Source organism: Pseudomonas sp. F-14 TE3623 (genome assembly GCF_053629015.1).
In genome coordinates, this window is record NZ_JBRJHM010000001.1 from 6,329,828 (window position 1) to 6,351,948 (window position 22,121).

At 59.7% G+C, this 22,121-nt stretch carries 19 protein-coding genes; 12 read left to right on the forward strand and 7 right to left on the reverse strand.

Annotated elements, in window-relative coordinates; all coding sequences use genetic code 11:
* Positions 1–7: 7 nt before the first annotated feature.
* The 3 genes from AB7M29_RS29225 to AB7M29_RS29235 all read right to left on the reverse strand — a co-directional run bounded on the left by AB7M29_RS29225 (position 8) and on the right by AB7M29_RS29235 (position 3,394).
* Positions 8–1,105, reverse strand: coding sequence for an amino acid ABC transporter permease (locus AB7M29_RS29225; protein ID WP_038981657.1), 1,098 nt, complete (start codon positions 1,103–1,105; stop codon positions 8–10).
* Positions 1,106–1,115: 10 nt separating this feature from the next.
* Positions 1,116–2,297 (reverse strand): amino acid ABC transporter permease, encoded by a 1,182-nt coding sequence (locus AB7M29_RS29230; RefSeq protein ID WP_454248562.1) that lies wholly within the window; start codon positions 2,295–2,297, stop codon positions 1,116–1,118.
* A 65-nt stretch (positions 2,298–2,362) separates the two neighbouring features.
* Entirely contained in the window at positions 2,363–3,394 is a 1,032-nt protein-coding gene (locus AB7M29_RS29235) for an amino acid ABC transporter substrate-binding protein (protein WP_217854428.1), read from the reverse strand.
* A 469-nt stretch (positions 3,395–3,863) separates the two neighbouring features.
* Here AB7M29_RS29235 and AB7M29_RS29240 point away from each other — a divergent pair, with 469 nt between their 5' ends.
* The 5 genes from AB7M29_RS29240 to AB7M29_RS29260 all read left to right on the forward strand — a co-directional run bounded on the left by AB7M29_RS29240 (position 3,864) and on the right by AB7M29_RS29260 (position 9,197).
* Positions 3,864–4,520: an alpha/beta hydrolase gene (locus AB7M29_RS29240; protein ID WP_123719455.1), complete on the forward strand. Its 657-nt coding sequence runs from the start codon at positions 3,864–3,866 to the stop codon at positions 4,518–4,520.
* An 85-nt stretch (positions 4,521–4,605) separates the two neighbouring features.
* Entirely contained in the window at positions 4,606–6,093 is a 1,488-nt protein-coding gene (rhlB, locus tag AB7M29_RS29245) for an ATP-dependent RNA helicase RhlB (protein WP_217854429.1), read from the forward strand.
* A 139-nt stretch (positions 6,094–6,232) separates the two neighbouring features.
* Entirely contained in the window at positions 6,233–7,180 is a 948-nt protein-coding gene (locus AB7M29_RS29250) for an ornithine cyclodeaminase family protein (protein ID WP_454248563.1), read from the forward strand.
* A gap of 148 nt (positions 7,181–7,328) precedes the next feature.
* A complete protein-coding gene (locus tag AB7M29_RS29255; protein ID WP_454248564.1) occupies positions 7,329–8,456 on the forward strand; it encodes an NAD(P)/FAD-dependent oxidoreductase in 1,128 nt (375 codons plus the stop codon).
* A gap of 99 nt (positions 8,457–8,555) precedes the next feature.
* On the forward strand, positions 8,556–9,197 hold the full coding sequence (locus tag AB7M29_RS29260) for a helix-turn-helix transcriptional regulator (protein ID WP_038981650.1): 642 nt from the start codon (positions 8,556–8,558) through the stop codon (positions 9,195–9,197).
* A gap of 124 nt (positions 9,198–9,321) precedes the next feature.
* On the opposite strand, the gene AB7M29_RS29265 is transcribed toward AB7M29_RS29260, so the two are convergent.
* Positions 9,322–10,098: an ABC transporter substrate-binding protein gene (locus AB7M29_RS29265; protein ID WP_217854433.1), complete on the reverse strand. Its 777-nt coding sequence runs from the start codon at positions 10,096–10,098 to the stop codon at positions 9,322–9,324.
* A gap of 233 nt (positions 10,099–10,331) precedes the next feature.
* Positions 10,332–11,513: an NO-inducible flavohemoprotein gene (gene hmpA / locus AB7M29_RS29270; protein ID WP_454248565.1), complete on the reverse strand. Its 1,182-nt coding sequence runs from the start codon at positions 11,511–11,513 to the stop codon at positions 10,332–10,334.
* Between the two features lie 147 nt (positions 11,514–11,660).
* On the opposite strand from hmpA, the gene norR reads away from it, so the two are divergent.
* The 5 genes from norR to AB7M29_RS29295 all read left to right on the forward strand — a co-directional run bounded on the left by norR (position 11,661) and on the right by AB7M29_RS29295 (position 16,158).
* The gene (gene norR, locus AB7M29_RS29275; protein ID WP_454248566.1) at positions 11,661–13,214 is read left to right on the forward strand and encodes a nitric oxide reductase transcriptional regulator NorR; all 1,554 of its coding nucleotides are present in this window, start codon (positions 11,661–11,663) and stop codon (positions 13,212–13,214) included.
* Between the two features lie 218 nt (positions 13,215–13,432).
* Entirely contained in the window at positions 13,433–14,335 is a 903-nt protein-coding gene (locus AB7M29_RS29280) for a chemotaxis protein CheW (protein WP_454248567.1), read from the forward strand.
* 27 nt (positions 14,336–14,362) lie between these two features.
* Entirely contained in the window at positions 14,363–14,821 is a 459-nt protein-coding gene (locus tag AB7M29_RS29285) for a GNAT family N-acetyltransferase (RefSeq protein ID WP_217854478.1), read from the forward strand.
* Positions 14,822–14,998: 177 nt separating this feature from the next.
* Entirely contained in the window at positions 14,999–15,325 is a 327-nt protein-coding gene (locus AB7M29_RS29290; protein WP_454248568.1) for a hypothetical protein, read from the forward strand.
* 83 nt (positions 15,326–15,408) lie between these two features.
* Entirely contained in the window at positions 15,409–16,158 is a 750-nt protein-coding gene (locus AB7M29_RS29295) for a YkgJ family cysteine cluster protein (RefSeq protein ID WP_454248569.1), read from the forward strand.
* Positions 16,159–16,325: 167 nt separating this feature from the next.
* On the opposite strand, the gene AB7M29_RS29300 is transcribed toward AB7M29_RS29295, so the two are convergent.
* Together AB7M29_RS29300 and AB7M29_RS29305 are read right to left on the reverse strand one after the other, a co-directional pair.
* Entirely contained in the window at positions 16,326–16,583 is a 258-nt protein-coding gene (locus AB7M29_RS29300; protein ID WP_007905458.1) for a hypothetical protein, read from the reverse strand.
* A 312-nt stretch (positions 16,584–16,895) separates the two neighbouring features.
* Positions 16,896–17,258: a DUF6124 family protein gene (locus AB7M29_RS29305; RefSeq protein WP_217854439.1), complete on the reverse strand. Its 363-nt coding sequence runs from the start codon at positions 17,256–17,258 to the stop codon at positions 16,896–16,898.
* Positions 17,259–17,847: 589 nt separating this feature from the next.
* On the opposite strand from AB7M29_RS29305, the gene AB7M29_RS29310 reads away from it, so the two are divergent.
* Positions 17,848–19,008, forward strand: a complete 1,161-nt coding sequence (locus AB7M29_RS29310) for an efflux RND transporter periplasmic adaptor subunit (protein WP_217854440.1) — start codon at positions 17,848–17,850, stop codon at positions 19,006–19,008.
* Positions 19,005–22,118 (forward strand): multidrug efflux RND transporter permease subunit, encoded by a 3,114-nt coding sequence (locus AB7M29_RS29315; protein WP_454248570.1) that lies wholly within the window; start codon positions 19,005–19,007, stop codon positions 22,116–22,118. Before AB7M29_RS29310 ends, AB7M29_RS29315 begins: the two co-directional genes overlap by 4 nt.
* Positions 22,119–22,121: the final 3 nt, after the last annotated feature.

Consider the following 22,121-nt stretch of genomic DNA (forward strand, 5'->3'; position numbering starts at 1 on the left):
TACGCTCCTAACGCTTGTGGCCAGTGTCCAGCTTACGTTCCAAATGCATGGAGTAGCGGGACATACCAAAACAGAAAATCCAGAACACCAAGGCCGCGAACACATAGCCTTCAGTGGCCATGCCCAGCCATTTCGGGTCGGCGGCGGCTTGCTTGACGCTGTTGAGCAAGTCGAACAGGCCGATGATGATCACCAGGCTCGTGTCCTTGAACAGCGCAATGAAGGTGTTGACGATGCCAGGGATCACCAGCTTCAGGGCTTGCGGCAGAATCACCAGGCCCATGCTGCGCCAGTAACCGAGGCCCATCGCTGCAGCCGCTTCGTACTGACCTTTGGGGATCGCTTGCAGACCGCCACGCACCACTTCAGCGATGTAGGCCGACTGGAACAGGATCACGCCGATCAGCGCCCGCAGCAGTTTGTCGAAGTTCATGCCTTCGGGCAGGAACAACGGCAACATCACCGAAGACATGAACAGCACCGTGATCAACGGCACGCCGCGCCAGAATTCGATGAAGGTCACGCAGACCACACGAATCGCCGGCATGTTCGAACGCCGGCCCAAGGCCAGAACGATACCCAGCGGCAATGCGCCGACGATACCGACGGTAGCGATCACCAGGGTCAGCATCAGGCCGCCCCACTGGCTGGTCGGCACTTCGGTCAGACCAAACCAGCCACCGTGCAACAAGGTGTAGGAAATGATCGGATAGAGCACCAAAAAGCTCAGGCCGTAGATTGCCTTGTGTGGAACGCGTGCGACGAACAGCGGCGCCACGCCAATCACCGCCAGCCACACGGTCAGATCCACGCGCCAGCGCAAGTCCACCGGGTAGTAGCCATACATGAACTGGCCAAAGCGCTGCTGGATGAACACCCAGCAGGCGCCCTCCTTGGTGCAGTCGGCGCGGGTGGTACCGACCCAGTTGGCATCGAGAATCGCCCAGCTCACGATAGGTGGAACTATCAAGTAAATCAGATAGAACGCGAACAACGTCAGCAGGGTGTTGATCCAGCTGGAGAACATGTGCGCCCGCATCCACGCCACGATACCGATGCTACTGCTCGGTGGTGGCATGTCGGGTTTGAAAGTATGAGTCGTCATGCGCTTTTCCTTACCGCTCGATCAGCGCAATGCGCTTGTTGTACCAGTTCATCAGCAAGGAAATGCTGATACTGATCGCCAGGTACACGCTCATGGTGATGGCAATGACTTCGATCGCCTGCCCGGTCTGGTTCAGCACCGTACCGGCAAACAACGACACCATCTCCGGATAACCGATACCGGCCGCCAGCGAGGAGTTTTTCGCCAGGTTCAGGTATTGGCTGGTCAGCGGTGGAATGATCACGCGCAGGGCTTGCGGGATGATCACCTTGCGCAGGGTCGGACCGTTGCGCAGCCCCAACGAGTGGGCCGCTTCGGTCTGGCCGTGGCTAACCGACTTGATGCCCGAACGCACGATTTCGGCGATAAACGCCGCGGTGTACACCGTCAAGGCCAGGGTCAGCGCCAGCAGTTCCGGGATCAATACCCAGCCACCGACGAAGTTGAAACCCTTGAGCTCTGGCATTTCCCAGTGCAATGGCGCGCCGAAGATCAATGCGCACAGCGCAGGGATCACCAGGAACAGCGCCAGGCCCACCCAGAACTTGTGGAACGGTACGCCGGTCGCTTCGAAACGCTTGTTGGCCCAACGGCACATCAGCACGATGGCCACGATGGCCACGACGATGCTCACCACAAACGGCCAGAAACCGTCCGCCGCCAACGCTGCGGGCATGTTCAGGCCGCGGCTGCTGACGAAGAAGGTGTCGCCGAAGTTATGGCTGTTGCGCGGCCCTGGCATGGTCAGGAACACCGCGAAGTACCAGAACAGGATTTGCAGCAGCGGCGGAATGTTACGGAAGACTTCTACATAAACCGTTGCCAGCTTGGCAATGATCCAGTTCTTCGACAGCCGTGCCACACCGACGATGAAACCGAGGATCGTCGCCAGGATCACACCGATAAAGGTGACCAGCAGTGTGTTGAGCAGACCAATGACAAACACCCGGGCATAGCTGTCCGATTCGGTGTAGTCGATCAGGTGCTGAGCGATGCCGAAACCGGCACTGCGCTCAAGGAAGTCGAAACCCGAGGTGATGCCCCGGTGCTGGAGGTTGGTTTGCGTGTTATCGAACAGAAACCAGCCCAGCGAGACCACCGCCACAATGGTGATGATCTGGAATACCCACGCACGCACTCGTGGATCGCTGAGGCTGAGCCTCTGCTTTGGTGCGCCGATTGAATTTTGCATGAAGTGCCCCGGAAATAATGGAACAGAACATCACCCGGTGGTTGGCCCACCGGGTGATAGAACCATCAGCGCACTGGTGGTGCGTATTGAATGCCGCCAGCGTTCCACAGAGCGTTCAGCCCGCGGTCGATTTCCAGCGGAGTTTTCTTGCCGAGGTTCTTCTCGAACACTTCGCCGTAGTTACCGACTTGTTTGATGATCTGGACGACCCAGTCTTTCTTCACTTTCAAGTCTTTACCGTACTCACCGTCCGAACCCAGCAGACGAGCGACGTCCGGGTTCTTGGTGGCTTTGGCTTCTGCTTCGACGTTCGCCGAAGTGATGCCTGCTTCTTCAGCGTTGAGCATGGCATAACCAGTCCAGCGCACGATGGCCAGCCACTCGTCGTCGCCATTACGCACGACCGGACCCAGCGGCTCTTTGGAGATGGTTTCCGGCAGAACTACGTAGTCCTTCGGCGAGGCCAGCTTGCTGCGCTGGGCAAACAACTGGGACTTGTCGGAGGTCAGCACGTCGCAACGACCGGATTCCAGCGACTTGGCGCTTTCATCGGAGGTGTCGAAAGTGATCGGGGTGTATTTCAGACCATTGCCGCGGAAGTAGTCGGAAACGTTCAGCTCGGTGGTGGTACCGGCCTGGATGCAGATGGTCGCGCCATCCAGCTCTTTGGCGCTCTTGACACCCAGCTTGTTGTTCACCAGGAAGCCGATGCCGTCGTAGTAGGTGATGAAGCCAGGAAACTTCAGGCCCATGCCCGCGTCACGGGAACTGGTCATGGTGGTGTTACGCGACAGAATGTCGATTTCACCGGACTGCAGCGCGGTGAAGCGCTCCTTGGCGTTCAACTGGCTGAATTTGACCTTGGTCGCATCGCCGAAAACGGCAGCGGCCACAGCGCGGCAGAAGTCAGCATCGATACCAACGATCTTGCCGGTAGAGTCCGGAACCGAGAAACCCGGCAGACCGTCACTCACACCACACTGTACGAAACCTTTCTTTTGCACTGCATCCAGGGTTGCACCCGCCTGAGCGAACCCACTGACACCGAGCACTGCGGCTGCAGTCACGATGGCCAGGGTGGATTTCAATAACTTCATTCAAACCTCCAGTTTTGCTCTTGTTGTGTCGGAGCTTGAGCCCTGTCGCACCCTTATGAGGCGTTGTTGACCCGTGTTGGCTTTTTTTAGGGTCAACCGACGCAGGACCGTCGCTATGAGTCTAGTAGGAGAAAATCCACGTTATGGATAACTCCCTTCTCACCAATCGGCCGAACGGGCGGTAGCCCTTTCACGTTCGCGAAGCCCGTAGCGGCCTTTGGCGAACATCCATCACCGGATTCTTTGCTATCCCATGACCAGCCGTACACTGATAGTGTTACCGCCAAGCATGAGATTGGTTGCACAGGCTTCCCTATAGCAAAGCCCGTACCAGACCGCTCGCTAAAGCGATTCAGCGGCAGGTCAATAGCAAAACTTGTAGCCTTGCGACATCTTCTTAACTGATCAACCCGTTGCGCACTCCAACCTCGCACTTAAATGAGAGCGCATGCACAAATATGGAGCACCCATGACCGAGCCCTTGATTCTTCAACCCGTCAAGCCCGCAGACGCCTGCGTTATCTGGCTACACGGGCTGGGCGCCGACCGCTACGACTTCTTGCCGGTGGCTGAAGCGCTGCAGGAAAGCTTGCTGACCACTCGCTTCGTCCTGCCCCAGGCACCGACTCGCGCCGTCACCATTAATGGTGGCTACGAAATGCCGAGCTGGTACGACATATTGGCTATGAGCCCGGCGCGCGCGATCAGCCGCGAGCAGCTGGAAGCGTCCGCGCAACGGGTCTTTGATTTGATCGAAGAGCAGAAGGCCAGCGGAATAGACGCCTCGCGCATTTTTCTCGCCGGGTTTTCCCAAGGTGGCGCCGTGGTATTGCACACGGCCTTTTTGAAATGGCAGGGTCCGTTGGGTGGCGTACTTGCCCTCTCTACTTATGCGCCGACCTTCAGCGATGAACTGGAGCTTTCCGCCAGCCAGCAGCGCATTCCGGTGCTGTCTTTGCACGGCCAGTACGATGACGTTGTGCAAAACTCCATGGGCCGGACCGCCTACGAGTATTTAAAGCAACATGGTGTCACCGTGACATGGCAGGAATACCCAATGGGCCACGAAGTGTTACCCGAAGAAATCCGCGACATTGGCGTTTGGCTCGCCGAGCGTTTGCGCTAAAAGCTACCCATTGATCCATCCCACTACGCCGCGCCCGATTCTTGCATTACACTGGCCGGCGTATATTCCTTAACCAATTGATGAGATGACCGTGCTCAAAGCACTCAAGAAAATGTTCGGTAAAAGCGAGACTGAGCAGCTCGCGCCAGTCTCCAGCGCTCCTTCTCATACTCCCAGCCACCGCACCGACGGTAATCAGCCTGGCCGGACCGCAACCGTAGCGGCACCGAAACACGAGCCGGTGACCACACCGACCGCCCCCGCAGCCCCGGCCATCGCCTCTGAGCAGCCGCGCAGCGAAGCCCCGAAACCGGCAAAACCGCGTCGCGAACCAAAGCCAAAAGCGCCGGTTATTCCCTGGAAACTCGAAGACTTCGTCGTCGAACCCCAGGAAGGCAAAACCCGCTTCCACGATTTCAAACTCGCCCCCGAACTGATGCACGCCATTCAGGACCTGGGCTTTCCGTATTGCACGCCGATCCAGGCGCAGGTGCTTGGCTTCACCCTCGCGGGCAAAGACGCCATCGGTCGCGCCCAGACCGGCACCGGCAAGACCGCTGCCTTCCTGATTTCGATCATCACTCAGCTGCTGCAAACCCCGCCGCCCAAAGAGCGCTACATGGGTGAACCGCGGGCACTGATCATCGCCCCGACCCGGGAACTGGTGGTGCAGATCGCCAAGGACGCAGCCGACCTGACCAAGTACACCGGCCTCAACGTCATGACATTTGTCGGCGGCATGGACTTCGACAAGCAACTCAAGCACCTCGAAGCCCGTCACTGCGACATCCTGGTGGCCACTCCGGGCCGCTTGCTCGACTTCAACCAGCGCGGCGATGTGCACCTGGACATGGTCGAAGTGATGGTGCTGGACGAAGCCGACCGGATGCTCGACATGGGTTTCATCCCACAAGTGCGTCAGATCATTCGCCAGACTCCGCCGAAGAACGAGCGTCAGACGCTGCTGTTCTCCGCAACCTTCACCGAAGACGTGATGAACCTCGCCAAGCAATGGACCACCGACCCGTCGATCGTCGAGATCGAAGCGCAGAACGTGGCCAGCGAAAACGTCGAGCAACACATCTACGCGGTGGCCGGTGCCGACAAATACAAATTGCTCTACAACTTGGTCAACGATAACGGCTGGGAGCGGGTGATGGTCTTCGCCAACCGCAAGGACGAAGTGCGGCGCATCGAAGAACGCCTGGTACGCGATGGCGTCAACGCGGCGCAACTGTCTGGCGATGTGCCGCAGCACAAGCGCATCAAGACCCTGGAAGGTTTCCGCGAAGGCAAGATCCGCGTGCTGGTGGCCACCGATGTTGCCGGTCGCGGCATTCACATCGACGGCATCAGCCACGTGATCAACTTCACCCTGCCGGAAGTCCCGGACGACTACGTGCACCGCATCGGTCGTACTGGCCGTGCCGGCGCGGATGGCGTGTCCATCAGCTTTGCCGGTGAAGACGACTCCTACCAGCTACCGTCCATCGAGGCGCTGCTGGGTCGCAAGATCAGTTGTGAAACGCCACCGACGCATCTGCTGCGGGCGGTTGAGCGCAAGCGCCCGTAACTCGGGCCATTCAGAAAGAGGCGCAGCCGGCAACGGACTGCGCTTTTTTTTCGTCCGGCTTTTTTCAACAGGACTTGCTAGAGACAACTAAAAGTCCATAATGGACAAATTAGTTTACTTCTAGCGCCCGGAGCCGACCATGCCCAGCACGCCTTACGTGATCACCCAACCTCAAGCCCGCGAACTGTTGGCACACGTTGACGTGCCGCAGATCCTGCGCAAGCTGTTCCGCGACTTGGCCGCCGGGCAAGCCGTGCAGCCGGCGCAACAGCTGGTGGAATTCCCGCAGGGTGCCGGGGACTTCATCAACTACTTGGGTGTGCTGGGCGAAGACGGGGTATATGGCGTCAAGACCTCGCCTTACATTGTGCGCGAGCAAGGCCCGCTGGTAACCGCCTGGACGCTGCTGATGTCGATGCAGACCGGCCAGCCGCTGCTGCTCTGCGATGCCGGTGAATTGACCACGGCTCGCACCGCCGCGACGACGGCGGTGGCGGTCGATGCCCTCGCGCCGTTGAAGGCCCAACGTCTGGCGATCATCGGCAGCGGCAAGGTGGCTCAGGCGCACCTGCACTACGTCAAGGACCTGCGGGACTGGCAAAGCATCAGCCTTTATTCGCCGAGCCTGAATGGCAAGAGCCCCGAAGCGCTGGCACAGCTCAAAAGCCTCGATCCACGGCTGACCCCCGCCGACAGTTGCGAAGCTGCGATTCAGGATGCCGACGTGATCATGCTCTGCACCTCGTCCGCCGGCCCGGTGATCGACCCGTCGAACTTAAGCAAACCGGCGCTGATCACCTCCATCAGCACTAACGCCCCACGCGCCCATGAAGTGCCGCCGCAGAGCCTCAATGACATGCAGGTGTTCTGTGACTATCGTCAAACCACCCCGGGCTCGGCCGGTGAAATGCTGATCGCCGGTGAGCAGCATGGCTGGGACAAGCGTTCGATTGTCGGCGACCTGCCCGACTTGCTCAGCGAAAAAGTCCAGCGCCCCGAATACGATCGCACGGTGTTCTTCCGCTCCATCGGCCTGGGCCTGGAAGACATCGCACTGGCCAATGCCCTTTACCAACTACAGCGCTAACACCACAAACCCTGTGGGAGCGGGCTTGCTCGCGAAAGCGGTGGGTCAGTCGACATCCTTGTGAATGTCAGACCGCATTCGCGAGCAAGCCCGCTCCCACAGGGGGCCTCTAACAATTTCGGCATTTGCGCCCCCACAGGAGACGTTCATGAACCAGGCAGATTTCATCATCATCGGCGGCGGGATTGCCGGCGCTTCCACCGGTTTCTGGCTGTCGCAGCACGGGCGGGTGATTGTGCTCGAACGCGAATCCCATCCGGCCTATCACTCCACCGGACGCTCGGCGGCGCTGTTCACCGCCGCCTACGGCACACCGCAGGTTCGGGCATTGACCCAGGCCAGCCGCGACTTCTTCGACGCACCGCCACCCGGTTTCTGCGAACACCCGCTGCTGACCCCGCGCGGCGAGATGACCGTCGACTTCACCGGAGATCCGGCCGAGCTGAGCAATCAATACCTGAGCGCCAAAGCCACGGTGCCGCAAATGCAATGGCTCAGCGCCGACGAAGCCTGTGCGCGTCTGCCGATCCTGCGTCGGGAAAAAGTTCATGGAGCGATCTACGATCCGACCGCCAGCGACATCGATACCGATGCTCTGCATCAGGGCTATCTGCGCGGTATCCGACGCAATAAAGGTGAAGTGCATACCGACAGCGAGGTGTTGAGCCTGAGCCGTGATGCCGAAGGGCAATGGCAGGTTCAAACCAACACTCAGACCTTCAGCGCCCCGATCATCATCAATGCCGCCGGCGCCTGGGCCGACAAGATTGGCGAGCTGGCCGGCGCCCAACCTCTGGGCGTGCAACCCAAGCGCCGGGCAGCTTTTATCTTCGCCGGCCCCGAAGGTCTGGATATCCATGACTGGCCAATGCTGGTCAGCCTCGATGAGTCGTTCTATATGAAGCCCGACGCCGGCATGTTCCTCGGCTCACCCGCCAACGCCGACCCGGTGGAACCGCACGACGTGCAGCCCGAAGAGCTGGACATCGCCATGGGCATTTACCAGATTGAAGAAGCCACCACCCTGACCATCCGCCGCCCGACCCGCACCTGGGCCGGCCTGCGCAGTTTCGTGCGCGACGGGGATTTGCTGTCCGGCTTCGATCAGCAGGTGCCGGGGCTGTTCTGGGTCGCGGCACAAGGCGGCTACGGTATCCAGACGTCGCCAGCCATGGGCCAGGCCAGCGCTGCCCTGGTACGCGGTGAAGCCTTGCCCGAGCAGCTCAGCCGTTTCGGCCTGGACGCCGAGATGCTCTCCCCCGCCCGCCTGAGCTGATCCTGATCCTGCCCCTCAGGTGACGTGTCCACACGATTGCGGCAAACTTCCAGCGTCCCTTTTTTAACGGGGCGCTGACGCTGCCTGGAGTTCCACTGTATGAACGCACCTGAAAAAGACTCGGCCCTGGACGCTACGTCCATGGACAACTTCCGCGCGATTGCCGACGCGATCGCCACGTTGTTCTTCCCTCACGCCGAGGTGGTGCTGCATGACTTGCGCACGCAAAAGGTCGATTACATCGCCAACAACCTGTCCAAACGGGAAATCGGTGACGACTCGTCGCTGGAAGACATGCTCAGCGAAGAGGTCAGCGAACGAAACATCGGGCCGTATGAAAAGCTCAACTGGGACGGCCAAAAGATTCGCAGCCTTAGCAGCGTACTGCGCGACAGCGAGGGTCGTCCGTTGGCGGTGCTGTGCATCAACTTGAATATCTCGTTGTTCGAGAACGCGAAAGCGGCGCTGGATTTGTTCCTGTCGCCGACCAAGCTGATCCCGCAACCGGACTCACTGTTTCGCGATGACTGGCAGGAACGGATCAACACCTTTCTGCATGCCTGGCTGCGCGAGCGTCAGTTGAGCCTGAACGTGCTGACCCGCGACCACAAACGCGAACTGGTGCTGGCGCTGCACGCCGAAGGCGCCTTCAAAGGCAAAAGCGCCTCCAACTATGTGGCCAATGTGCTGAACATGGGGCGAGCGACGGTGTACAAGCATTTGAAGGAATTGAAGGGTTGAGCCCTAAGATGTGTACAGCCTGATAGGGCCCCTTCGCGAGCAAGCCCGCTCCCACAGTTGATCGAGTTCTTCCTGAAGAAATGCGATCGAATGTGGGAGCGGGCTTGCTCGCGAAAGCGATTTATCAGTCGCCGTAGATATCGGACTTGAAGTACTTCTGCGAAATCTTCTGATACTCGCCATTGGCGCGAATCTCGTCGATCGCCTTGTTCAGATCCGCCACCAACTGCGTGTTGCCCTTGCGCACGGCAATCCCGGCGCCCTCGCCCACGTATTTCGGATCCTTGAGTTCCGGCCCGACAAAAGCGTAACCGGCGCCACGCGGCATCGACAGGAAGTCACTCAAGGGGATGGTGTCGGCAAAAATCGCATCGAGGCGGCCGGCGGCCAGATCCATGTAGATCTCTTCGTTGTTACCGTAGCGCTTGACGTTGATGCCCTTGGGTTCGAAAACCTCGGTAGCGTAACGGTCGGTGGTGGTTGCGCGTTGCACGCCGACATTCTTGCCCTTGAGGCTGGCGTACTGGTCATCCACCACTGCGCCGTCCTTCATCACCAGACGCGATGAGGTAAAGTAATACTTGTGAGTGAAATCCACCGATTTCTTACGGTCTTCGTTGATGGTCATGGACGACAGCGCCATGTCGATTTTCTTCACTTTCAGGGAAGGAATCAGACCGTCGAACTCGCCTTCGACCCACTCACACTTGACCTTCATCTGCGCGCACAAGGCATTGCCGATCTCGTAGTCGAAACCGACTATTTTGCCTTCTTGGGTTTTGGACGCGAACGGCGGATAAGCCGCTTCGATGCCGATACGCAGGTTTTTCTCGGCGGCAAACAAGCTACTGCACGCCAACAGGCTCAGGGCCAGACCGGTGATGAGGGGGAATTTCTTCATATTCGTTCTCTCGCGGGTTGTTGTTGGTTTGGCAAGACAGAAGAAGCTGAAACAGAAAAGCACTTTTTTGTACTTATAATTCCATACTGGACTTTTACGTATTATCCGTCAATCGGGCAGACAGCCTTATACCCGGCCTCTGGTCGGGTACTAACCGAATGCAAAAAAGGCCGGGTCGGTGCTTCGCAAACAAGCGAAACACCGACCCGGCCCTCAGGAACCGCCCGGGGCAGTTATTCCAGTGCGGCAGCCGGCCCGAAGAACTCGTAACGGCTCTGCTTCTCAGGCACACCCAAGGCCTTGAGGTGACGCTTGATCGCCGCCATGAAGCCTTTAGGCCCCAGGAAATACGCATCCACATCACGCTGTTCCGGCATCCACTCGCCGAGTTGCTCCTGGCTCAACAGGCCAACTTTGTCCGCCGCCGGGCTGACGCCATCGTCTTCGGCGTAGCAATAAAAACGCTTGAGCTGCGGATGACGTTCGGCCAGGCCATCGATCCAGTCACGGAAAGCATGCACGCTACCGTTGCGCGCGCAGTGAATAAAGTGCACCGGCCGCTCGGTCGCCAGCGCCGCTTCGAGCATCGCCAGCGTCGGGGTGATGCCAACGCCGCCACTGATCAGCACCAGCGGTTTGTCGCTGGCGGTCAGGGTGAAATCGCCCGCAGGCGGGAATAGCATGATGCTCGCGCCGACGTGCAGTTGATCGTGCAAATGGTTGGACGCGCGGCCGCCGGTTTCGCGCTTGACGCTGATGCGGTACTGGCCCTTGTTGGCCAGCGCCGACAACGAATAGTTACGCCGAATTTCTTCGCCATCGAGGATCAGTTTCATGCCGATGTACTGGCCAGGCTCTGCCGCGAGAATCGGGCCCTTGTCCGCCGGTTCGAAGTAGAACGAGGTGATTTCCGCGCTTTCCTCGACCTTGGCCGCCACGATGAATTCCCGCGCGCCACGCCAGCCGCCCGGCGCCTGCGCTTTCTGGTCGTAGATGCTGGCTTCGGCACCGATCAAGATATCAGCCAGTTGATTGTAGGCAGCGCCCCAGGCGCTCATCACTTCAGGCGTGGCAATCTCGTCGCCCAGTACTTCGGAGATTGCTCGCAACAGGCAGCTACCTACAATCGGGTAATGTTCCGGGAGGATTTGCAGTGCCACGTGCTTGTTGATGATCTTGGCCACCAGGTCGCCCAACTGATCGAGCTGATCAATGTGCCGCGCATACATCAATACACCGTTGGCCAAGGCGCGCGGCTGATCGCCGCTGGCCTGGTGGGCCTGGTTGAACAGCGGGCGGACTTCCGGGTATTCGGAGAGCATCATGCGGTAGAAGTGCGTGATCAGCGCTTCGCCACCGCTTTCCAGCAACGGCACGGTGGATTTGATGATTGCACGGTCTTGAACGCTAAGCATAAGAGCAACTCCTGGGCTTTATATGAATGACCTTTACGTATCAGTTTCCATGCCAACAATTAAATCCTTATAAATCAGTCAATTGAAATCACAGTAGTCATATCGACACCCTAGGCCTTATAGTCACACCGACTACACGGAGTCATTATGACTGCAAAATTACTGCTCACGACCCTGCTGCCCCTGGTCTCCGACCTGTCCCGCGAATTGCCCGAAGGCGAGCGCTACCGACGCCTGCTCGAAGCCATGCGCGCCCTGCTCCCTTGCGACGCCGCGGCCCTGCTGCGACTCGATGGCGAATGGCTGGTGCCGCTGGCGGTGGATGGATTGAGCACCGACACCCTCGGTCGACGTTTCAAGATCAGTGAACATCCGCGCTTCGAAGCGTTGCTCAGCAGTCCCGGCCCGACTCGCTTCGCCGCCGACAGCGATTTGCCCGATCCTTATGACGGCTTGATCGATGGCCTGCACGATCACCTGGAAGTCCACGACTGCATGGGCTGCCCGCTGTTTATCGACGAGCGCCCATGGGGTTTGCTGACCCTCGATGCGCTCTCCCCTGAACGTTTCGAGCCGATTGAACTGGACGCCCTGCAAGCCTTCGCCAGCCTCGCCGCCGCCACGGTCAACGCCGCCGAGCGCATCGAACGGCTGGCCAATCGCGTCGAGGACGAACATCAGCGCGCCGAGGTTTACCGTCAGGCCAGCGGCCAACAGAACCGCGACATGATCGGCCAGAGCAAGACTTACAAACGACTGGTGGAAGAGATCAGCCTGGTGGGCGGCAGCGACCTGACGGTGCTGATCACCGGCGAAACCGGAGTCGGCAAAGAACTGGTGGCCCAAGCCATCCACGCGGCATCCCCACGGGCCGACAAACCGATCATCAGCCTCAATTGCGCCGCCCTGCCAGACACGCTGGTGGAGAGCGAATTGTTCGGCCATGTGCGCGGTGCTTTCACCGGCGCAACGAATGATCGGCGCGGCAAGTTCGAACTGGCCAATGGCGGCACGTTGTTCCTTGATGAAGTGGGCGAACTGTCACTGACGGTGCAAGCCAAATTATTGAGGGTGCTGCAGAGCGGACAATTGCAGCGCCTGGGCTCAGACAAGGAACATCAGGTCGACGTGCGATTGATCGCAGCAACCAACCGCGACCTGGCCGAAGAAGTGCGCAGTGGTCGCTACCGTGCCGATTTTTATCATCGCCTGAGCGTTTACCCGCTGCTGGTGCCTGCACTGAGGGACCGCGGTCGGGATGTGCTGTTGCTCAGCGGCTACTTTCTGGAACAAAACCGCTCACGCATGGGCCTCGATAGCCTGCGCCTGACCAGCGATGCGCAAGCGGCACTATTGGCGTATGACTGGCCGGGGAACGTGCGGGAGTTGGAGCATTTGATTGGTCGTAGTGCGCTGAAGGCCTTGGGCAACTGCAAGCAACGGCCGAAGATTCTCAGCTTGAGCGCGGCGGATCTGGACTTGCCCAATGGCAGCGTTGAACCCGCGCCAGAACCGGTGGATGCTGCACCGGCGGCGGTGTTGGTTTCAGGGGATTTGCGTGAAGCCACCGAGCATTATCAGCGCCAACTGATCAGCACTTGCCTGGAACGGCACCAGAATAACTGGGCTAGTGCGGCGCGGGAGCTGGGTCTGGATCGGGCGAACCTTGGACGGATGGCCAAGCGGCTTGGAATGAAGTGACGTCCTCATCGCGAGCAGGCTCGCTCCCACATTTGATCTTCATGAGACACGCATATTGCGTTCGTCGAAAACCCGCTGTGGGAGCGAGCCTGCTCGCGATGGGGCCCTACCATTCACCCAAATTGCTAAAGCCTGCCTCTATCAAGTCGATAACCCGGCATCGATAGCTGTTGGCGATCTTCACAATCGCCCATCACCTTTTTCCACAGAAGGTTTTTATGTCTTCCAACAAAGCCCGCGCAGATTCACTTTCGCTTCTGCTGTTTACCTTGCGCAGCGGCAAGCTGATGGCGATCAACCTGCTGAAAGTCAGCGAAATCATCCCCTGCCCGCCGCTGACCAGGCTGCCGGAGTCGCACCCCCACGTCAAAGGCATCGCCACCCTGCGCGGCGCATCGTTGTCAGTGATCGACCTGAGCCGCGCCATCGGCGAGCGACCGCTGGAAGACCCGAACGGTGGCTGCCTGATCGTCACCGACGTCAGCCGCTCCAAGCAGGGCCTGCACGTTCAGGCGGTGAGCAAAATCGTCCATTGCCTGACCACCGACATCCGCCCACCACCCTTCGGCTCCGGTGGCGTGCGCTCGTACATCACTGGCGTGACCTCGGTCGACGGCACGCTGGTGCAAGTGCTGGACATCGAAAAGGTCATCCACGGCATCGCTCCGGCGCAGATCGAAACGGCCCCGACCGAACTGAGCATGGAAGACGCCGAAGTACTCGGCAACGCGCGGATTCTGGTGGTCGATGACAGCCAGGTCGCCCTGCAACAATCGGTGCATACCCTGCGCAACCTCGGCCTGCAATGCCACACCGCTCGCAGCGCCAAGGAAGCCATCGACTGCCTGCTGGACCTGCAAGGCACCTCCCAGCAAATCAACCTGATTGTCTCGGACATCGAAATGTCGGAAATGGACGGCTATGCCCTCACCCGCACATTGCGCGAAACGCCGGACTTCTCGCACCTCTATGTGTTGCTGCATACCTCGCTGGACAGCGCGATGAATAGTGAGAAGGCTCGACTGGCCGGGGCCAACGCGGTGCTGACCAAATTCTCCTCACCGGAACTGACCAAATGCCTGATCGCGGCGGCCAGGGCCGTCGCCGAACAAGGTCACTGAGTTTTGGCCGAGATTTTTTGTTTTCTGATGCGGCGCAACCTGGCTGAGGATGTGCCGCCTTTCACTTGGCCAAATGGCATTGAGTTGACTGAGTACCGTCCCGAACTGGCCGAAGCCGTTCATCACCTGATGGAACTGGGCTATCGGGAAGGTAGCGGTCGCGTACCGGCTCTGGAGGTCTGGCAACAGCGTTTTGAAACCGATCCTGAATATGATCCGTCCCTGTGCTTCATTGCCCTGGATGCCGAAGGAATCGTCGGCGTCGCCCAGTGCTGGACCAGCGCTTACATCAAGAGCCTGGTCGTGCACCCGCGCGCTCAAGGCCTCGGACTTGGCCGTGCGCTGCTGCTGAATGCTTTCAACGTGTTTCAGCAACGCCGCGAAGGCTTTGTGGATTTGAAGGTCTTGGAAAACAACCTTCGGGCCCAGCGTTTGTATGAAAGTGCCGGGATGTATGTGGTCCGCCGGGAGCCCGTGCCTGTCTGACACACCGCTTTCGCGAGCAAGCCCGCTCCCACAGTTGATTTGTGTCGTACACCAAATCTGTGAACGACAGATGAACCACTGTGGGAGCGGGCTTGCTCGCGAAGAGGCCCGCACAACCACCCAAAACCATCAGGCATACTCCGACCTCGGCCACTACACGCCAAGGATGCCAAAACCATGAAAGCCACCACCCTGACCTTCCTCTGCCTCACCACCCTCGCCACCCAAGCCCACGCCTCCAGCCCCGACGCCTGGGCCGCCTACGACAAAGCCGTACTCGCCAGTTGCACCAAAGCCAGCGGCCTGAAGAACGTCAAACCCGTCGGCAACGCCGCGCAGTTCGATGACCGAGTCGGTTATACCGCGCTCCTTCTGCAAGGCCAGTACCCGCAAAAACACATGAAAGGCCAGCAAGGCACCGAGCTGTGCCTCTACAACAAGAAAAGCAAAACCGCCTACGTGACCGAGTGGGACTCCATCCGCCCAACAGCAAAAGCGCAGTGAATGGCGCATAACTTGCTTCGGCACAGGCCTTTGCGGTGGCTTTTTGTCGCCATTTCATGCCCCCACAGGTGACTGGCCGTCCGATGAATACAACGTTTTCCTGCGTAGGTTGTGGCAAATGCTGCAACGACCACCACGTGCCCCTGACACTGGCCGAAGCCCGGATGTGGGCGGCCGATGGCGGTCAGGTGATCGTGCTGGCGGAGGCCTTTCTCGCCAATGGCCTGGGCCTGCCCGTGCAGCAACGCGAACACGCCGAACGCCGCTCGTTGGTGGTTCGAAGCGGCGCCTGCGAGGCGTACGTGGCGATCACCTTCGCCGCCTATAACGTCGGTCCCTGCCGGAATCTTGACGAAGACAACCTCTGCCGCATCTACGAACGCCGACCGCTGGTGTGCCGCATCTACCCGATGGAAATCAATCCGCACATCCCGCTCAACCCGGCGATCAAAGAATGCCCGCCCGAGTCCTGGGAAACAGGGCCGGATTTGATCATCGGTGGTGAGCTGGTGGATCAGGAGCTTGCGGGATTGATCCAACGTTCCCGTCAGGCGGATCGCGATGAGATTCAGACCAAGGATGCGATTTGCGCGTTATTGGGGATTCGGACGACAGCGCTGAAGGGCGATGGATTTACTGCTTATCTGCCGGACATGACGGCGTTTGCCATGGTCATTGATCAGGTGGCGCAACAGCCGTTGGCGGGGTCGGGCGGTGAATGGGTCTTTCATGTATCAGGCGACGATATCGCCGGGCAAGTGCTGGCAGCCGGGGCGCAAGTGGCGACTGAAGCGCCGCTGAACTATGCGTTTATTTCGTTGCGGGCGGCGTGAGACCAAGATCTGTGGTGTTTGTGCTGGCCCTTTCGCGAGCAAGCCCGCTCCCACAGTGGATTTGTGTCGTACACCGAATCTGTGAACGACGATGAACCACTGTGGGAGCGGGCTTGCTCGCGAAGACGGCAGATCAGGCACCGCCGTCTATGGCAGAAGATCAACGATCAGCGCTTACCCATCGAACGACGAGTGCCAGGAGGCGCTGCACCCGGGGTCTTGGTGTGACCATTCTTGGCGCCGTTCTTGTACCAAGGCTGGCTGGCATTCTTCGCCGCGGCCAATTCACCCGGCTTGAACGGAAACTTGAACGCTGGAATCGCCGCTTTGGTTTCGCTGTCTGCGCTGGAGTCGACGCTGTCTGGCAGGTCTGCCTGGTCGTCGCTCAAAGCGTCGGCAACCGGCGGTTGTGTCGGGGAAGTCATGAAAGCTCCGGGTGATGCTCAAAGAGTCGGGCCCGGTAGGCGAGCCGCGAAAGGCGGCAGTATACCTGTGTCGGGAGCCGCAAGCTTCACGCCGCAAGCGAGTCCGTCGGGTTTTGTGCTGACCGACCTGCCGCCATCGCGGGCAAGTCGAATCGTCGCACCGCCGCTCCCACAAGGTCATGCGCCAATTTCAAATCAGCACAAATCCTGTGGGAGCGGGCTTGCTCGCGAAAGCGGTGTGTCAGTCACTGCGATGTTGGATGTACCGCCGTCTTCGCGAGCAAGCCCGCTCCCACATTGTTTGCGGTGTGTCTACGCCGGATCGACGTTATCCAGTGCCCGGTTCACCGCCAATTCCGCCACCATGATGATCTGCTGAATCGCCATCGCCGTATGGCGCTGCGGGCCGATCAGATTGTTGGCGAAATCGGTGGCCAGGACACTCGCTGAGGCCAACGATTCGTAGGCGTGGGCCAGCAGGCTTTCGGTGCCGGCACCCGGGGCGACCATGAACATCGTGCTGGGGCGACGGGGCTTTTCGGTGTATGGCGCCGGGGGATCGAGGTAGTAGTCGAGGGCGCGTTTTATGGCTTCGCGGTCTTTGAGTAATTCTTCGGTGCACAGGGTGTCGGGGTTGGCTTTGTTGAATTTCGAATCAGAATTATCGTTTTCCATTTGTAGCTCCTAATCTCAATTGGAGCCATCACTTGCCGTTATGGTCGTGAGGCTTTCGCCTACTCGTTTCGGGGATCTCACGCCCGGTCGCTGAATGTGCAGCGACAGCCAAAGACTAAAGAGCCTGCTTCCGACGGACAACCTGAAAAATGCGTGGGAAAGATCTGCGTTCCGACACATCGATTAAACATTCAAAAACAGCACTCACCCACCAATCCCACGTCTGACACTCATTGCTGTAGGAGCTGTCGAGTGAAACGAGGCTGCGATCTTTTGATCTTGAAAATCCACATCAAAAGATCGCAGCCTTTGGCAGCTCCGTGGGGTTGCGTACACCCGCGAGAGATTGGTCGGCTGTCAGGCCGCCTTCGCGAGCAAGCCCGCTCCCACAGTGGAGCGGTGTGCACCCGCCCTCGCCACTCATTAGCTCGCCTGCCGCTTTTGATCACGGGGAATCAGCATCAACCCAAAAAGGTCCAAACTGACAGCGCCGTCAGTTACCAGTCACTCTCCTGACGGGCGAACAGGTTTATAAAGGAAGGTATAAACCTGACAAAACTCCGACCACTCTGCCCGGCGCCCCACTCGCATGCGAATTCAGAAAAAAACCGCCCTGTTCGCCGCCCTTCTGATCGTCCTGGCAGCGCTGGGCGTGTGGTACGCCACCAAACCCGCCACGACCAAACTGGCCACCTCCACCGCCATCCCCGTGCGAGTAGTCAGCGTCGCTGAAAAAGATGTGCCCCGCTACATCAGCGGCATCGGCTCGGTGCTGTCGTTGCACAGCGTGGTCGTGCGCCCGCAGATCGACGGCATCCTCACCAAGCTGCTGGTCAAGGAAGGCCAACTGGTGAACAAAGGCGATCTGTTGGCCACCATCGACGACCGCTCGATCCGCGCCAGCCTCGACCAGGCCCGGGCGCAACTGGGCGAAAGTCAGGCGCAACTGCAAGTGGCTCAGGTCAACCTCAAACGCTACAAACTGCTGAGCGTCGACGACGGCGTGTCCAAGCAAACCTATGACCAGCAACAAGCCTTGGTCAACCAACTCAAAGCCACTGCCCAAGGCAATCAGGCCTCGATCGACGCCGCTCTGGTGCAGCTTTCCTACACACAGATTCGCTCCCCGGTCACCGGTCGCGTCGGTATTCGCACAGTGGATGAAGGCAACTTCCTGCGCATGACTGACACCCAAGGCTTGTTCACCGTGACCCAGATCGACCCGATCGCCGTGGCGTTTTCCCTGCCGCAACAAATGCTGCCGACCCTGCAAGGCCTGATCAACGATCCCCAGCACACGCCGGTCAAGGCCTACATCGGTGCCGACACCGACGGCGAAACCGGCAACCTGCTGGGCGAAGGCCGCCTGACCCTGATCGACAACCAGATCAACGCCAACACCGGGACCATCCGCGCCAAGGCCGAGTTCGCCAACCCCGCACAGAAACTCTGGCCGGGCCTGCTGGTTACGGTAAAGATTCAGACAGCGCTGGATAAAAATGCGCTGGTGGTGCCGCCCACCGTCGTACAACGTGGCCTCGATCAACATTTCGTCTACCGGGTCAACGGCGACAAGGTCGAAGCCGTTCAGGTGCAGATGGTTTATCAAGGCAGCGGCCAGGACATCATCAAAGGCGTGAAACCGGGCGATGTGCTGGTCAGCGACGGCCAGTCGCGGCTCAAACCTGGCTCGACCGTGCAGGTAGTGACCGACCCGCCGCAAGTGGTGCAATCGGAGCCGAAACCATGAAGGGCCATGGCTCGGTTTCCGCGTGGTGCATCGATCATCCGGTGGCGACGGTCCTGCTGACTTTTGCCTTGGTGCTGCTCGGTGTTATTGCCTTTCCGCGACTGCCAATTGCCCCGCTGCCAGAAGCGGAATTCCCGACCATCCAGGTGGCCGCGCAGCTGCCCGGCGCCAACCCCGAAACCATGGCCTCGTCGGTGGCTACGCCGCTTGAAGTGCAATTCAGTGCCATCCCCGGCGTGACCCAGATGACCTCGAGCAGCGCCTTGGGCTCGACCATTCTGACCCTGCAATTCACCCTCGACAAAAGCATCGACACCGCCGCGCAGGAAGTCCAGGCCGCGATCAATACCGCCGCCGGCAAACTGCCCAAAGACATGCCGAACCTGCCGAACTGGAGAAAGGTCAACCCGGCCGACAGCCCGGTGCTGATCCTCAGCATCAACTCGCCGCAAATGCCGGGCACCGAAGTCAGTGACCTGGTGGAAACCCTGCTCGCCCGTCAGATCAGCCAGATCGACGGCGTAGGCAATATAAACATCACCGGTCAGCAACGTCCCGCAATCCGCGTGCAGGCGTCGGCGGACAAACTCGCCGCCATTGGCCTGACCCTGGCGGACATTCGCCTGGCGATCCAGCAGACCAGCCTCAACCTGGCCAAGGGTGCGTTGTACGGCGAGTCGAGCATTTCGACCTTGTCCACCAACGACCAATTGTTCCACCCCCAGGAATACGGTCAGCTTATTGTTTCCTACAAGGACGGCGCACCGGTTCATCTCAAGGATGTGGCCAAAGTCGTCAACGGTTCGGAAGACGCCTACATCCAGGCTTGGGCTGATGGTCAGCCGGGGGTGAACCTGGTGATTTTCCGGCAGCCGGGGGCCAACATCGTCGCGACCGTCGACCGTATTCAAGCGGCCCTGCCGACGCTGGAGGCCATGCTGCCGGCCTCGGTGCAGGTCAAGGTGTTGGTCGACCGCACCCAGACCATCCGCGCTTCATTGCATGAAGTGGAAGTCACCCTGCTGATCGCGATCCTGCTGGTGGTGGCGGTGATGGCGCTGTTCCTGCGGCAGTTGTCGGCGACCCTGATCGTGGCGTCGGTGCTCGGTGTGTCGCTGATCGCCAGTTTTGCCCTGATGTACATCATGGGCTTCAGCCTGAATAACCTGACGCTGGTGGCGATCGTGGTGTCCGTCGGGTTTGTGGTGGACGATGCGATTGTGGTGGTGGAAAACATTCACCGCCATCTGGAGGCCGGCGATGGCATGCGCGAGGCGGCGATCAAGGGCGCCGGCGAGATCGGTTTTACCGTGGTCTCAATCAGCTTCTCGCTGGTGGCGGCGTTCATTCCGTTGCTGTTCATGGGCGGCGTGGTCGGGCGGTTGTTCAAGGAATTCGCCCTGACCGCCACCTCGACCATCATGATTTCCGTGGTGGTGTCCCTGACGCTGGCGCCGACCTTGGCTGCGCTATTTATGCGCGCGCCGGTGCATCACGCCCACGACAAACCGGGTTTCGGCGAAAGCTTGCTGGCGCTGTACGAAAAAGGCCTGCGCCGCGCCCTCGCCCATCAGAAATTGATGATCGGTGTGTTCGGCCTATCCCTCGGCTTGGCGGTCGCCGGGTACATTTTCATTCCGAAGGGTTTCTTCCCGGTGCAGGACACCGGTTTCGTCCTGGGCACCACCGAAGCAGCCGCCGATATTTCCTACGGCGACATGGTGAAAAAACACTTGGCGATGGCTGAAATCGTCGCCGCCGATCCTGCCGTCGAGACGTTCTCCCATTCGGTCGGCGTTTCGGGCAGCAACCAGACTATCGCCAACGGACGGTTCTGGATTTCGCTGAAAAAACGTGGCGACCGTGACGTATCGGCCAGCCAATTCATCGACCGGATTCGTCCGCAGCTGATGAAGGTCCCGGGCATCGTGCTGTACCTGCGCGCCGGGCAAGACATCAACCTCAGCTCCGGCCCGAGCCGTGCGCAGTACCAATACGTGCTCAAGAGCAACGACGGTGCACTCCTGAGCACCTGGACCCAGCGCCTGACGGAAAAACTGCGCAGCAACCCGGCGTTCCGCGACATTTCCAACGACCTGCAACTGGGCGGCAGCATCACCCACATCAGCATCGACCGCAGTGCGGCAGCGCGTTTCGGCCTGACCGCCAGCGATGTCGATGAAGCGCTGTACGACGCCTTCGGTCAGCGGCAGATCAACGAGTTCCAGACCCAGACCAACCAGTACAACGTGATTCTGGAACTGGACACCAAACAGCGCGGCAAGGCGGAAAGCCTCAACTATTTCTACCTGCGTTCGCCGCTGAGCGGGGAAATGGTGCCGCTGTCGGCCCTGGCGAAATTCGATGCGCCAACTATCGGTCCGTTGTCTATCGCTCACGACGGGATGTTCCCGGCGGCCAACCTGTCGTTCAACCTGGCGCCCGGCGTCGCGTTGGGCGATGCGGTGATCATGCTCAATCAGGCCAAGACCGACATCGGCATGCCGACGGCCATCAGCGGTAATTTCCAGGGCGCGGCCCAGGCGTTCCAGAGTTCGCTGGCCAGCCAGCCGTGGCTGATTCTGGCGGCGCTGGTGGCGGTGTACATCATTCTTGGCGTTCTGTACGAGAGCTTCGTGCACCCGCTGACGATCATCTCGACCCTGCCCTCGGCGGGGCTCGGGGCGGTGATCATGCTGTGGATCTGCGGCCAGGACTTTTCGATCATGGCGCTGATCGGGCTGGTGTTGTTGATCGGCGTCGTCAAGAAGAACGGCATTCTGATGATCGACTTCGCACTGGAAGCCCAACGCAACCGTGGCTTGCCGCCGGAAGAGGCGATCTATGAGGCCTGTATGACGCGGTTCCGGCCGATCATCATGACCACCCTCGCCGCCCTGCTCGGCGCCCTGCCGCTGATGCTCGGCTACGGCACCGGCGCCGAACTGCGCCAGCCGCTGGGCATCGCGGTGGTCGGCGGTTTGTTGGTGAGCCAGGCGCTGACACTGTTCACCACGCCGGTCATATACTTGTGGCTTGAGCGGCTATTCCATCGGCACTCTCTCCCACCAGCATCAGCACCGCTAACGGCGCTGGCGACCACAGACTGAGGC

Coding starts and splice junctions, on each gene's coding strand:
- AB7M29_RS29225 (WP_038981657.1), bottom strand. CDS start 1,105: ATGACGACTCATACTTTCAAACCCGACATGCCACCACCGAGCAGTAGC.
- AB7M29_RS29230 (WP_454248562.1), bottom strand. CDS start 2,297: ATGCAAAATTCAATCGGCGCACCAAAGCAGAGGCTCAGCCTCAGCGAT.
- AB7M29_RS29235 (WP_217854428.1), bottom strand. CDS start 3,394: ATGAAGTTATTGAAATCCACCCTGGCCATCGTGACTGCAGCCGCAGTG.
- AB7M29_RS29240 (WP_123719455.1), top strand. CDS start 3,864: ATGACCGAGCCCTTGATTCTTCAACCCGTCAAGCCCGCAGACGCCTGC.
- rhlB (WP_217854429.1), top strand. CDS start 4,606: ATGACCGTGCTCAAAGCACTCAAGAAAATGTTCGGTAAAAGCGAGACT.
- AB7M29_RS29250 (WP_454248563.1), top strand. CDS start 6,233: ATGCCCAGCACGCCTTACGTGATCACCCAACCTCAAGCCCGCGAACTG.
- AB7M29_RS29255 (WP_454248564.1), top strand. CDS start 7,329: ATGAACCAGGCAGATTTCATCATCATCGGCGGCGGGATTGCCGGCGCT.
- AB7M29_RS29260 (WP_038981650.1), top strand. CDS start 8,556: ATGAACGCACCTGAAAAAGACTCGGCCCTGGACGCTACGTCCATGGAC.
- AB7M29_RS29265 (WP_217854433.1), bottom strand. CDS start 10,098: ATGAAGAAATTCCCCCTCATCACCGGTCTGGCCCTGAGCCTGTTGGCG.
- hmpA (WP_454248565.1), bottom strand. CDS start 11,513: ATGCTTAGCGTTCAAGACCGTGCAATCATCAAATCCACCGTGCCGTTG.
- norR (WP_454248566.1), top strand. CDS start 11,661: ATGACTGCAAAATTACTGCTCACGACCCTGCTGCCCCTGGTCTCCGAC.
- AB7M29_RS29280 (WP_454248567.1), top strand. CDS start 13,433: ATGTCTTCCAACAAAGCCCGCGCAGATTCACTTTCGCTTCTGCTGTTT.
- AB7M29_RS29285 (WP_217854478.1), top strand. CDS start 14,363: ATGCGGCGCAACCTGGCTGAGGATGTGCCGCCTTTCACTTGGCCAAAT.
- AB7M29_RS29290 (WP_454248568.1), top strand. CDS start 14,999: ATGAAAGCCACCACCCTGACCTTCCTCTGCCTCACCACCCTCGCCACC.
- AB7M29_RS29295 (WP_454248569.1), top strand. CDS start 15,409: ATGAATACAACGTTTTCCTGCGTAGGTTGTGGCAAATGCTGCAACGAC.
- AB7M29_RS29300 (WP_007905458.1), bottom strand. CDS start 16,583: ATGACTTCCCCGACACAACCGCCGGTTGCCGACGCTTTGAGCGACGAC.
- AB7M29_RS29305 (WP_217854439.1), bottom strand. CDS start 17,258: ATGGAAAACGATAATTCTGATTCGAAATTCAACAAAGCCAACCCCGAC.
- AB7M29_RS29310 (WP_217854440.1), top strand. CDS start 17,848: ATGCGAATTCAGAAAAAAACCGCCCTGTTCGCCGCCCTTCTGATCGTC.
- AB7M29_RS29315 (WP_454248570.1), top strand. CDS start 19,005: ATGAAGGGCCATGGCTCGGTTTCCGCGTGGTGCATCGATCATCCGGTG.